Raw genomic sequence first — 13,503 nt, 5'->3', positions numbered from 1 at the left:
CGGATCGGAGTGGGATCGTTCGCGGCTACGAGGATCGTGCCGTTCTCACGCGTTTCGCCGTGGCATGATCGTCCCGTGAAGCGAGGCCCTTGTCTGGCTTCGCTGCTGATCTCGCCTGTCGAACCCTCATCCGGGGATGGTGATCGGCGTATTCCTTGCCGTCGATCGACGCGACATGCGGGGGATCTCTGTTGAGATAAGGCCGTCCGATCCCGAACTCTTTCTCGTGCGTGTCGACCCATTTCCAGAGGGTCTGGCTCGAGGCCAGACGTTCGGCGCGTGTCGCACCGTTGACGCCAACGATATCGGCCGCGATGCCGTGGCCATAGCCGCCACGGGAGCTGCCGCCATGATAGGACCTGTCGTTGGCCGCCTTGAGGCCGCTTGCAATCGACTGACGGTAATCATCGCGGAATGCGCTGGTGATGCCGGGTGACAGGCCGGCGTCATCCGCGGCGCGAAGCAGATGAAACAGCTTCAGCTTGAATTCCCGATCCATGCCTCCGATGACATAGTCCGGCACCGGCATGCCGGCGTTCTCGGCGGCCTTGAAGTCCTTCCAGGCGAAGTCTTCATCGGCAATTTTTGTAACGGTCCTGGTGACCGTTACCATTTTGCCCTTCTTCTTGACGGTCACCTGTCGCTGCTCGTGCTCTTTGACGCTGTCTTCCTTCGGCGTGCGCTCGTAAAGCGTCCAAAGGTAACTGTCGATGCAGCTATCAGAGCAGTCATCGGGAGTTTTGGCCGACTCGACAGCCGCCCCGGAATTGCCGGACTCATCGGTCGCTTTGCCAGTTTGGAAGATTGGATCTGCCGGCGTTTCGGGGCGCAGCACTTCCGCCGGATCCGTCAGCGCGGCGGTAACGATCGGGTCCGGCTCCGTGGGGGCGGGTGCAAGGACGGGTGCAAGAACGGGTGAAGGGGCGACAGCAGGAACTTCAGTGACGGATATGCTGGCAGGGACGACGCTTGTGGCGGTCGACACGATTGGCGGGGCTTTGTCGGCGAATCTGGCGTCGGCGGTGAGAAGCGGTGCGACGCGCGCAACGATGGGTGCAGCGCTGGTGTGGTCGATTCCTGCAGAACCAAACGCAGCAATCCACGCGAGAACCAAAGCAGGCATGGCGCCCTCTCGGCACAAAGCTGCCATCGATGCCAACCGCGGGTTCATGATCACCGTTTTCCTATGGGCCGGGTTGCAGGGCGCAGAATATCACGGCTGCGATTCTTGGCGTGACGACGCAGACAAGCAACGACGGAAACACAGGTTTTTCAATATTTCAACAGGGCTTTTGCCTAAATGTGCCGCGTTTTCGAGGCGCGGAGACATAACGCGCGGCGAGGGCGCCAGCGCAACTGACGACCCGGTTCCTATGTCGCGTTTATAACTGGATGGGTGATCCAGGCTCGCATTCCTATGCCCCGATCCGCATCTCCCTGCCAAGGGGATGACGACACAGTATAAGGAAACAGAGCCATGACGATGAAAAACCTTACCCTCGCGGCATCGATAACGATGCTGGTTGCGATTTCAGGACTTGCGACTGCGCAAGCGGCCGGACCCGTCACCCGGGATTGGTCCGCAGCGACCGGCCATTCGGATCAGCAAGGGCGATCTGCCTTCGATGCTTTCTATCCGGCAATGGCGACGCAGACGGCCGAGAGCAATGCGCACCGCTATCATGGCGGACCGAAATCGAACGATTGACGTTACGGGCTTCGCCATATTGGCGAAGACGACACATACCGCTGCGGCGCCGTGCCGATCATGACACCGGCGCTGCCGCTCAGGCGGTAGAGACGAGGGCGCGCGGGCTCATGTCCGCGCCCCAAGGCGGTGAGTAGCCCGCAGGTTCCCTGGAGTCTGGAGTGGTTCAACCGCGATCACAATTTTCCGTGCTTCCCCCAAATGCCTTTTAAAAAACAAGGGACATGTCTTAAAAGCGAATCCTGTTTGTGCCGTTCCGGGACCAAGGGAGCAGTTGGATGATATCGAGAGAATTCAGGATCGCTTTGGTTCTTGCCGTGATGGCAACGCCTGCAATTGCCCAGCAGCAACAAGACTTGAGGCAACAAGATTTGGGCCAACCCCCGCAGCAAACCATCAGCACATATTGCGCGACGATCCAGCCGGGAAACCCTTACAGCCCCGTGTACGATTACCAGTCCTTCAACGCTTTCCGGGGCTCTGGAAGTTATGACAATCGCGGAAGCGCCGCCTGTGCGCGCGACCCGATGTATGCACCGGGTGGGACTTCGCCTTTCAAGGTAAATCCATATCCAAACCCGAGCTGGTTCTAGCCTCGCTAAACATTAGCGCTTGCTTCTCAGGTGCGGGGCCTCTTGGGGGCTCCTCGGCAAAAGGCCTCAAATGGCATTTCGTGTCTTGATTATCGGTGGCACGGGGCAGGTGGGAGCCGCGGTGGTGCGCGCGCTGGCTTCGGGGCCGGCCTGCGCCGAAGTCGTGATGGTCAATCGCAAGGCGATCTCCCTGACCGCTGATTCCCGTGTGCGGCAGGTGATTCTGGATACGGCAGCTACTCAGTTTTCGGCGGAAGTAACCAAGCTTGCGCAGGACATGGTCGCGCAAGGCGATCCCGTCTATGGGGCATCCTGCGTTGGCGTCGGTAAAGGCAGCATGCAGTGGAGCGAGGCGGAATTAAAGGCCCTCGAGATTGGCGTGGTCGGTGGCTTTGCCCGCGGTTGTCAGGCCGGAGGTATCACACAGTTTTCCCTGCTCTCGGCAGTGGGAAGCACTGCGAAAAGCAGGATCCGCTATGTGCGGGTGATGGGGTTGAAAGAAGACGCGGTTAGAGAGATAGGCTTCCAGCGCCTTGCGATTTTCCGTCTGGGAATTATCGCAGGCAATGCGCACACGCCGGGCTATGTAGCCTGGTTGGGGCGTCTGATTCCGGGATCTTTCGGCACCATTGAGCAGGATGATATCGGGCGCGCCTTTGTCGCTGAGTTCATCAATAGCTCGGTCCGAAGCGACGGCGTTGTCTATCTCGAAAATGCGGCGATGAGAGAGAGGTTGCGTGCGCTTAACTAATCCGCGATTGGCTTAGCGCACGGCACCGCCGCGTCACTGCTCGGGCAATCCCGCGGCGACGAAAGCGCGTCCGAGCCGCTCGCCTGCCTCCAGAAATGCCGCGCTGGCGTTCTTGGGCGGCAACAGGACATTGGTGAGGTTCGAACCGGGCCGCAGCGGCATGGCGCCGCACCAGTTTCATTCCATCCTCGCGAGCACCATCCGCTTGCACCGATGACGTTAATGCAGGCCGATATCGTTTCGTGCCTGCGGACCTCATTGCCTGGGTCCGACTGGTCGGGTGCTGGAGGTGTTTCCCGGTTGCGGATTCACGCCAGCGCGGAAGGCACGTCAAAATATATTGGTCCGTCACGAACAGGGGGCGGAGAGGCTCATTGCCGCTCGGCGGCATTAACTCGTCTTTGTCTGTGTCGGCTGCTTTAGCCTCTGAACTGCCTGACAAAGCCGGGCCGATCATCGCTCGACCTATGAGAGCGCTTCTGTCCCCTGGTCGAGAAACAGGACGTGACCACGTCCCGGCTCAGGCGGCGGGATTTATCGGTGCAACAGGTGGCTTTGCATCACTGACAAAAGACATTTGCTCTCTCCAGCGCGTGCCACTCTCCGGGAGGCGGCAGCCCGGGATTCATTAAAATTCCAACCTGATAAATTTTTTTGATTCAGTCTCGGACGGCTCCAATCGTCTTCTCGGGTGAGGGGATTCGATCGGACGATCTTGCCGCGGTCGCGCGCTCCTGTTGAGAGGACGGCTTTGTGCCGGAAAGGGTGTTTGGCGCACAGGGCGCCGCGGAAAAAGTGAGAGTCGGTAGTGCTTAGGGACGGTCGGTGGCGACGCTTTGTCGTCGCAGGTCGGCAAACCTGACACACCTGTGCTGAGTGAAGAGGCGGCTGAGAGCTTCCGACCGAACAGCAAGAGATCGCAAGCACAACAATAACGGCTGGCTCAAAGGCAGCCGAAACGCCGTCGCATGCGCGACAGCGAATGCAGTCGTGCGGCTCGTGACGGGCCGATCGTTTTAAAAATCTCCGGCGTCGCCGGGCGGAATTCGAAAAGAAAAGAGCGGACCATGTACGAAGCGAACGCGCCGAAAAACTCCAGGCAAAATTCCGTTTTCTACCGGCAGCGCCACCTGCTGCGCGGATCGGTAGCGCGCACCGCGCTGCTGGGCGCGGTGCCGCTGATTGCGCTTTCTTTCACGGGCGAAGCCAGGGCGCAGACCGTGACGTGGACCGCTCCGAGCGGCACCAATGCCAGCTGGTTCACGGCGGCCGACTGGACCGACAACACCGCGACGCACCGGCTGCCTGCGGCGACCGACAGTCCGACGCTCATTCAAACACCTGGCATTGTGACGATCGGCGCTGGTGGCACCGCGACCGCCGGAGGACTTCAGGTTCTTGGCGGGGGCGAACTGGATGTCGTCGCGGGAGGAACGCTTTCGACGGCACTCAACAGCACCATTGGTATCGCACCCGCCAGCGTGACGGGCGGCATCTCCACCGCGACGTCGGGTACCGGCACGATGGTCGTTTCCGGCACGGGCTCGACCTGGAACGCGAGCAATGTCGGCGTTCGCGTCGGCTTCGGTTCCGGCGCCGTAGGTACGCTTTCCATTGGCACCGGTGCAGGGACCGGCGGCCTTCTGAATATGACGGGAGGGCTCCTTACGGTCGGTTCGACCAGCGGCACCGGCACCCTCAATATCAACGGTGGGTCGGTGGCGGATCCGACCGCGGCGATCCGAGAAGGCTTCAACGGCGGCACGGGCACAATAAACATCACCAATGGCGGTACCCTGACGACCGCTGCCCTCAACACGATCGGCTCCAATAGCGAAGCCGCGGGCGTTCCGGCCGGCGGCACGGGCGCCGTCACTATTGCGGGGACGGGTTCGAGCTGGGTCATCGGCGTGGGGGGTAACCTCGCCGTAGGGTCGGGAACTGGCGCCAGCGGCTCGATCACGGTCTCCGCCGGCGGGACTTTCTCGAACCAAGGCAACGCCTTTATCGGCTATACCGGCGGCACCACTGGTGCCGGCGGCACTGGATCGGTGACCGTCACCGGGGCCGGATCGGTCTGGACAGTTGGCGCAAATAATACAGGCGCCCTGGCTCTCGGCTATGGAACGGGTTCTTCGGGCACGGTCCTGGTCTCGGCGGGTGGCACCTTGAACACCTCGACCAATTTCACGCAGGCGACCTTGATCGGTTACAATGATGGGGTGACGACCGGCGGCACAGGCAAGCTCACTGTCGATGGCGCCGGCTCAACCTGGAACTCCGGATCGGATATTGTCGTGGCCGGCGGCACCGCACCCGGCACCACCACCGTCGGCACCCTGACCGTTTCCAACGGCGGCAAGATCAACAACGTTGGAAACAGCATCTATGTCGCGCAGATCTCCGGTGCGACCGGGACGCTCAATATCCTCTCCGGCGGCACAGTTACGGCGGTAAATGTCTCGATCGGCGACGGCGGTGCGCTCGGCACCGGCACGATCGACGGCGCTGGTTCGAGCTTGACCGCCAGCGGCAACCTGGTCGTAGGCTTCAGTTCGTCCGGCGCGAACAGCTTGACGATTTCCAACGGCGGCGTTGCGAGTTTTGGAGGCGTCGGCCAGGTCGGTCAGGGGGGAACGGGAACGGTTACCGTCACCGGCCAAGGGTCGGGCTTCACAATCGGGAACAACTTCACGCTCGGCGAACAGGCCGGCACAGGCACGTTGAATATTGCAAATAATGCGATCGTCACGCAGACGGCAGGTGAGACGCTGGCGGGTTTTGGTGGTCTTGGCGGAGCCGGCACCACCGGCGCTGGTACGGTGAATATCACCACTGGCGGCGCGTTCAGGGGCACGACTCTGGTTCTAGGCTACAATGCCGGTGCGACTGGCAATCTGAATATGGGCAGCGGCGGCCAGGCTTCTCTCACCGGCCTCGAAGTTGGCTGGAACGGCGGCACCGGAACAGCGTCTATCGCAGGCCAGGGGACAAGTCTGAACGCAACCGGAGCTGTGACTGTAGGCCACGATGCCGGCAACGGCGGCAGCACGACGGGCACCCTCACGGTGGCGGAACGTCAGGTTCGGAATTCGTCAAACCGCCTTGCAGCCAATCTTGAGGCCGCGATCGGTCTGCGCTCCGTGCTAGCGTCAGAAGCCAAGCTCTGGAGAGCGGGCGATCCAGTCGATGTGTCTCGAGGCCGACAACTGGCCGGCGTAATTTCGTTGGTCTGCGACGACCTTTACACGAAGGCGCCGATTGTGATGAACGAGCTGCTCAATAGGAACGCTCTCAGCACGGCCGCCGCTGCGGCGCGGATGCGCCTCATTGAAGGCATTTTTCTTTTCGCCGACAGAAGAATGCTGGGAATAGATGAGGACCGCGCTCCGCCGGAGAAGTCGATGTACTTGTCGGTACTGTCGACGGGGCATATTCATAGGGAGGAGAAAGGCCGCTTCTTTATCGATGAGCCGCCAGATGACCGGGACCCGCTGCGGCTTCGTCCGGCCATTTCAAAGATCATGAACGTCCTCGAGTCAGCAAAAGGTGGAAGAATTGGCGTTGACAGGCTCTTTGCTGAACTGCGCGCACAACCCTTTGGAGTGCGCGACGGTGTATCACCGCTCTTGCTCGCCATCGTACTGAGCACGAGGTCTCACGAGATTGCCGTATATGAGAACGGGACTTTTCTGCATAAGTTCGGGCCGTCTGACTTCCTCCGGTTGACCAAGCAACCAGAAGCATTCGAATGCCAGCTCTGTCGCGTCGTGGGGGTTCGGGCGGAGGTGTTTCGGAGACTGCTCGACTGTTTCTCTGCTTCAAAGCCGCAGAGTCGGAATTCGGATCTGCTCGATGTTGTGGGGCCTCTGTGCACATTTGCGGCCCAACTGCCGGACTTCACGCGACGATCATCGCAAATCGATGGCGTCGCCATAAAGGTGCGCGACTGCCTCCTGACCGGCCAGGATCCGTCGCGCCTGATCTTCCATCAACTTCCCGAAGCGTGCGGGATCAAGCCGTTCGATCCGGACGGTAAGCGCGATACCAAGGAAATAGAGGCATTCGTCTCGACGCTAAGGTCCGCTACAGACACGCTTCGCGATACCTATCCGGCCCTGCTGGTGGCGATTGCCAGCGACGTCGGCCGCCACCTCTCGGCCGGCGAGGGTAACTTTGACCGAGCAAAGTTGGCCTATCGAGCCGCTCGGGTGTCGCTTGCCGTACGAGAAACTCGCATCCGGACGTTTTCCCTTCGTCTGCGAGATCCGGGCCTTACGCCTGATGCCTGGATCGAGTCTCTTGCAAGCGTGGTGGTCAGTAAGCCGCCCGCGAAATGGACTGCGGCAGATTTATCGACATGGCAAACCGACATTGCGCTGTTAGGCGAAACTTTCCTGCGCGTCGAAGCTACGGCATTTGCAAGCGGTCCCGAGCCGGCAAAGACGGCCGTAAGAATTGGAATAACGCTAGCAGACGGACGAGAGGTCGCGCGAGTAATTGAAACCACCCCAGAAGAGGAAGAGCGGATGGGGCGAGCGATTTCGAAAATCAATTCGGTTCTGGAAGGATCGCGCGCGGATCGGTTGGCAATTCTCTACCGCCTTCTTTGGGAGAGCCTCGGTGGTACGGACCCGGAGGCGCACGAACCATCCGAGTCGAAGAATGAACTACAAGGTTGAGGGACCAGTGTAACCCTTCGCTATAAGTCAGACCGTGGATAAACTCACAGAATAGATTTGAGAAGTTTTATGAAGGCGGTTCGTCACATCCTCAGTTTGTCCGGTGGCAAGGACAGCGCGGCTCTTGCGATCTATATGCGGGACCGCGTTCCGGACATGGAGTACATTTTCCACGATACGGATAAGGAGTTGCCGGAGACCTACGCTTATCTAGCGCGGCTGGAGGCCATTCTCGGAAAGCCGATCGCAAAGACCTCTCCGACCGATAGTTTCGATCATTGGCTGAGAGTGTACGGGGGCGTCCTTCCGTCGAACCACCGCCGCTGGTGCACAAGAATGCTGAAACTCAAGCCGTTCGAAAAATACGTCGGCGAAGATCCCGTAATAAACTATGTCGGTCTGCGTGCCGATGAGCCTCGCATCGGCTACATCTCGACCAAAGCCAACATAACTGCGGTCTATCCGTTCAAGGAGGATGGCCTTGTCCGGGCGGATATCCTTCGCATTCTGGACGAGTCCGGTCTTGGCCTCCCGACCTATATGGATTGGGGGCGAAGCCGATCCGGGTGCTTCTTCTGCTTCTACCAGCAAAAAATTGAATGGGTCAGATTGAAGGAAACGCACCCTGACCTTTTCGAGCAAGCAAAATCCTATGAAAAGGAGAGTGCCGACCGGGGCGTGAAGTTTACGTGGTGTCAGTCCGAGTCTCTCACCGAGCTGGAGCGCCCGGAGCGGATTGCGGCAATCAAGGCAAACAGGGAAGCTGTGGAGGAGCGGAAACGCAAAAACCGCAAGAACCGGCCTCTCGCAGAAACCCTGGGCGGCTTGGCAACCGAGGACGAACCAGAGCGTGACGGTTGCTTAATTTGTTCACTTTAACGTAAGGTTTCATTTTAAAAGCGATCGGGCTTTCGTTGTCGTTCAAAGTTGCCGCAAGGACGGTGTTGGAGCTTGGCGCGGAGCTTATCAGCTCCGACGCCGTGGCTATCTACGAGTTGGTGAAGAATGCGATCGACGCCCGGTCGAAGAGCGGCGTCGAAATTGAGTTCAATATTGCGCTGAAGCACGGCGCCTACATCGATGCTCTCGCGCGAGCCGAAGAGATTGGATCCCGAACAGATCGATCGCGAGAGGAATTAGCGTCCGACTTTGCCGATCTCAAGGCTGCGACTAAATCCGAAATCTCGGAGATCTCGTCGGCGGAGTCGCAGACCGAAATCATCGCTGCGATCGATGCCGCGCGGTCGACGGACGATTTTCAGCAACGGCTCAAGACAGCATACGACAAAGCCAATTGGATTGAATTCAGGGACAGCGGCTGCGGGATGTCGCAGGACGATTTGCTCCAATCATTTCTCGTCATAGGCACGCCGTCGCGACGCCGGTCGCTTGATGCCACCCTAAGTACAAAGAGTGGCGAAGCGCAATATCTCGGAGAAAAAGGGGTCGGACGTTTGTCGGCCATGCGGCTCGGCACCGTGCTGACGGTGACAACGGCGACGGTCGACGATCGTCGTCAGAATCTGCTTCACGTTGACTGGTCAGACTTCGACAATCTTGAGAAGATGATTGGCGACATCGAAATCAAACCGACTTATGGCCTAAAAAAGCAAAATCCCGAAGACAGCGGGACGACGATCCGTATCCAGGGAATCGCTTCTAATTGGTCCCCCAAGCGTATCGTTGACGTCTGCGCGACCGAACTAGCGCGCTTGTCGGATCCATTTTCCCGTTCAAAGCGGCGGTTTCGCCTGCTGATCAAGTTCAACGGGGCGCGTGTCGATGTTCCACGGCTAGACCGCGCGATCTTTGAGTTGGCGCATGCGAAGGTTTCCGGCGAATACACAATCGTTGCAGGAAAGCCCCAGCTCGACGTCGAACTGTGGTGCGGTGACCTTGGCAAAGGCAATCCTCCCGAAGAGCGCCGATTGCACTTCGACCGCGTCGACTTACGTGCATTGGCAGAAGACCTGCCAAAATCCGCTTTGAAAAGCGTCGGGCCGTTTTCGTTCGAGTTCTATTGGTACAATCGGCGGCTGCTTACCAAGGTCGACTCGATCGGGGATCGCAAGCGAGTTCAGGAACTGCAGCGGCAGTGGTCCGGCATCATGCTTTTCCGGAACGGTTATCGAGTCTTTCCATATGGCGATGAAGACAATGATTGGCTTGAGTTGGACCGCAAGGCGCTTGCTTCTCAAGGATACAAGCTGAATAAATCGCAGTTCATTGGGCGCGTGTCCATATCGCGCACGGCCAATCCAAATTTAATCGATCAGACAAGTCGCGAAGGGCTGAAGGATTGCGACGAGAAAGAAGTCTTCGTCGAACTGCTCCATTACATTATTACGGAGCGGCTGGGTAATTTTCTTGACGAGGTTGCTGAGCGGCATCAGCCGGAAGCTATTGATTTCGACAGAGCCGATAAGAGAGTCAAGACGCTGCAGGCAAGGGCAGCCGCTTCCATCAAAGAGATTGGGTCTCGTCACGCAAGTGAAAAGCCGAAGTTGCGCGACCTTATGTCCCTGATCGAGGAGATGACGGGATATTTTGCGGCCGCAAAGGAGCGGGCCGAGCAGATCGAAGACGAGCGGGACAGAATGCTTCACCTCGCGGGCGTGGGCCTGATGTTGGAGATCGTCGCGCACGAACTGGCGAGGTCGACTGAGACGACGCTGAAACTTCTCTCGCAAGGTACGTCCGAAGAGCTATCACCCGATGTAAGCGCATTGTTCAAGTCTCTCCGAGATGAGATGCAGACAATGAACCGACGGTTGCGGGTCCTTGATCCGCTCAGCGTGTCGGGCAGGCAGCGTAAGGAAGTATTTGATTTCGTTGCGCTGGCACGTGAGGTATTTGCTGGCCACACGACACAGTTCCAGCGCCACTCTGTGTCCATAGAGATTACCACGGAAAAGGGCGCCAAGTCTGTGCTCATCAATGGCGTGCGCGGCATGTTCGTCCAGATTCTCGAAAATCTGATCCAGAACTCTCTCTATTGGATGGATCTTCGGCGACTAGACGAACAGGACTACAAGCCAAAGATAACTTTAGAGATCGGTAACCTGCCTAATCTGTTGGAATACACAGACAACGGCCCCGGAGTGCAACCGTCGCTGAGGGATGAGATATTCAAGGCGTTCTTCTCGACAAAGGGCAAGTCCCGCCGTCAGGGACTCGGGCTCTATATCGCGAAAGAATGCGCATCCTATCACGAGGGAAAGATCTACCTCTCGGACGAGCGGAAAATCCACCGGGGACGACTTAATACATTCATTCTGGAGATCCCGAGGCCGGCATCATGATCGAACAGGTGAAGCAACTTCTTGCTGAGCGTGAATTCAAGTTAGCAGCTATCGTCGACGATGCATTCGATGAGATGCCAACGGCCACTGAGATACGGGCCGAGTTGTGGGATCGATTTTTCGATGACCTGCAGGAATCCGATGATAACAAACTGTCCGAGGCGTATGGAAAGCAAAAGTACGACGATTCGGATGTCTCGGATCTGAGACGAGATCCAATTTTTGTGGATGCTGCATGGCGCATCCGCGCCGACGTCCCGCCCGCTGCCGCTCTATTCGGAGAATTTTCGGACACGCAAAGAGCTAAACGCGATCGAATCGCCCCTCTACAGCACCTCCTCGTGCAGGAGTTGGGACTGTCGTGCAAAACATTTGGCCGGGAGGGGCACGACGATGTCGACAACGCCGATATCATTTTCCTAGATCTTTTCCTGGGCTACGTCGAAGGCGAAGAAGCCATACTGCAGGCGATCGCCAGAATTAAGGGCGTAATTGAAAAGCGAAGGGCCAACCCGCCGACCGTCGTCTTACTCTCCGAAAGTGCGCTTTTACAGGAATTAGGTCCGAGGGTGCGCGATGATGCAGAACTGCTGGGTTGCCAGTTTCGCATGGTAAGCAAGAATCAGCTTTCCGATTCAGAATTGTTGGCAGAGCGACTTTACGAACTCGCGGTATCATACCCGGATTCGCTGAAACTGAATTCGTTCATGCTGTCGTGGGATCGCGCTCTCAAGGAGTCTCACGAGAAATTTCTGCGCAGTATCCGAACGCTCGACCTTCCAGACTACGCCAATATGAATGCACTCATACTTGAGGCTGAAGAGGAGCCGGTCGGAGATTATATCCTGGATCTGTATGATCTGCATCTCCATTCGATTCTGGAGGGGGATATCGCACTGATCACGGCTGGCAAGGCATTGAACGAAATCAGCTGGGCCGACTATCCACCGGCACAGTTCATGCCGAGTGAAGAGGCCGATCAGATGATGGACGGGGCTTTGTTCCACAATCAAAGTCGCACGAAGACGGAAGCGGCGATCGACAATGATCCTAAGGCAGTGCGATTGGGCGACGTCTTCGTCACATCGCCCGTCATAATTCCGGCAGATGGTGCAACGCCGGCGCGCAGTGAGCAGCACGCCTATGTCGTGCTTTCGCAGGCGTGCGATCTGAAGCACGGCGGTGTGGATACGGTGCTCCTTCTCAAGGGCAGCGTTCAGCCCTATGAACGGCCTCGGCTGAAAAGCTCCACGCCTCGCACCCCCATTATGTACGTTGACGACCAAAAACTTTCAGTTGACTGGAATTTGCTCGCTGTTGAGACTTGGAGGATCGACGACATTCCCGACAAGTTGGCAGCGGGCCTCGAGCGGGTGCGGCGCCTTAGGACGCCTTTTGCGCTTCAGTTGCAGCAAGCTTTCATCGGACGGCTGGGGCGTGTCGGGACTTTGGCCGCGTTGCCGACGCGCTATCGCGCGGGTGTCAGGATAATATTGCGGAAGGCCAATAATATTGCAGAATTACTGGTCGAGGCCGATGTTGAAGCCAATCAAGCCGTCTGCCTGGTGGGAAGAGATGGCGACAATGCGACTCGCGAATGGTTGTTGTTATCTGATGGACTCCTTCTGTCGTTTCGCCGTGCCCTGAAGAGTGTGGATGCTAATGAGTTTGCTCGTACGACTCCCTCCCTCTCAGTGGTCCGGGACGATCCCGCTTTTTATCGGAAGTTAAAGGGCGGGCTGGTGATGAGACGGGATGCGCCCAAGGGTGAGAAGCCTTTTAAAGGAACGGCATACGACGTCATTCAGATCTTCGGCTCAAGATCCATCCAAATCGGCTCAGAAACCGATCGCAGCTATCATCAAATTATTATTGAGGTCGAATTTCCGTAGTCCAGGCGCGAGCATCTTGCAGACGGAGTTTATCCTCGCGTTCCAGCGCCGCCAATGTGGCGAGGCGAGGTTGTGGATGTTCATGCTGATGCCGTCGAATTTCGGAGGGTTATCGGCATCTCGACCAGATTAGGGTGAAGACGCGGGATTTCCGCTAGGCATAAACCGTTCGGCCGAACTTGCTCCGGCCTGTGATCGACTCACGAGCTGGGGCTGATGGCCATTTCATGAAATGAGATCAGATCAATTTGCCTGGCGCGACTCAGTGCTGGGCTCTGCTCCGTCGTCGGCTGTCTACACTTCATTGGACTTGCTCGAATGACGAGACTCGCCGTACCAGAGACCGATCCAGTCACACCGCCGGAACGCGAGAATATGTCGCTTCAATCTTCGGAACTTCCAAAGACCGGTTTTGCCATCGAGGTCGACGGCCGCATCAAGACCGAGTTCGATACGAAGGAAGGGGCTGATCGCGGCGCGATCGAACTGAAGCGACGTTTCCCGATGCTTCAGATCCGCATCTACGATGCGGCGGCAAAATCACACCTGGAAATTTCGCTGTAGATACGCGCGGC

9 protein-coding genes are annotated in these 13,503 nt (G+C 57.9%); 7 read left to right on the top strand and 2 right to left on the bottom strand.

All coding sequences use genetic code 11. The features are described from left to right. Positions 1-25: 25 nt before the first annotated feature. Positions 26-1,171, bottom strand: coding sequence for a D-alanyl-D-alanine carboxypeptidase family protein (locus HB676_RS08140; protein ID WP_213737456.1), 1,146 nt, complete (start codon positions 1,169-1,171; stop codon positions 26-28). Positions 1,172-1,477: 306 nt separating this feature from the next. On the opposite strand from HB676_RS08140, the gene HB676_RS08135 reads away from it, so the two are divergent. Beyond that, positions 1,478-1,708, top strand: coding sequence for a hypothetical protein (locus HB676_RS08135; protein ID WP_213737208.1), 231 nt, complete (start codon positions 1,478-1,480; stop codon positions 1,706-1,708). A 663-nt stretch (positions 1,709-2,371) separates the two neighbouring features. After that, positions 2,372-3,052 (top strand): hypothetical protein, encoded by a 681-nt coding sequence (locus tag HB676_RS08130; RefSeq protein WP_213737207.1) that lies wholly within the window; start codon positions 2,372-2,374, stop codon positions 3,050-3,052. A gap of 33 nt (positions 3,053-3,085) precedes the next feature. On the opposite strand, the gene HB676_RS34040 is transcribed toward HB676_RS08130, so the two are convergent. Next, entirely contained in the window at positions 3,086-3,214 is a 129-nt protein-coding gene (locus tag HB676_RS34040) for a hypothetical protein (RefSeq protein WP_275944925.1), read from the bottom strand. Positions 3,215-4,020: 806 nt separating this feature from the next. Here HB676_RS34040 and HB676_RS08125 point away from each other — a divergent pair. From HB676_RS08125 to HB676_RS08105, 5 genes are all read left to right on the top strand, one after another. Next, positions 4,021-7,734, top strand: coding sequence for an S-layer family protein (locus tag HB676_RS08125; protein WP_213737206.1), 3,714 nt, complete (start codon positions 4,021-4,023; stop codon positions 7,732-7,734). 69 nt (positions 7,735-7,803) lie between these two features. Next, positions 7,804-8,613, top strand: a complete 810-nt coding sequence (locus HB676_RS08120) for a phosphoadenosine phosphosulfate reductase family protein (protein ID WP_213737204.1) — start codon at positions 7,804-7,806, stop codon at positions 8,611-8,613. 35 nt (positions 8,614-8,648) lie between these two features. Next, positions 8,649-11,036 carry a sensor histidine kinase gene (locus tag HB676_RS08115; RefSeq protein WP_213737203.1) on the top strand — a complete coding sequence of 796 codons (2,388 nt, stop codon included), beginning with the start codon at positions 8,649-8,651 and terminating at the stop codon, positions 11,034-11,036. Beyond that, complete coding sequence (locus HB676_RS08110) at positions 11,033-12,928, top strand: hypothetical protein (protein ID WP_213737202.1); 1,896 nt, start codon at positions 11,033-11,035, stop codon at positions 12,926-12,928. Before HB676_RS08115 ends, HB676_RS08110 begins: the two co-directional genes overlap by 4 nt. 318 nt (positions 12,929-13,246) lie before the next feature. Then, positions 13,247-13,492 carry a hypothetical protein gene (locus HB676_RS08105; RefSeq protein ID WP_249780130.1) on the top strand — a complete coding sequence of 82 codons (246 nt, stop codon included), beginning with the start codon at positions 13,247-13,249 and terminating at the stop codon, positions 13,490-13,492. Positions 13,493-13,503: the final 11 nt, after the last annotated feature.

This window comes from Bradyrhizobium sp. dw_411 (genome assembly GCF_018449695.1).
Taxonomy (GTDB): Bacteria; Pseudomonadota; Alphaproteobacteria; order Rhizobiales; family Xanthobacteraceae; genus Bradyrhizobium.
Note: the sequence above shows the minus strand (reverse complement) of the source record. Positions and strands in the feature narration are given on the sequence as shown.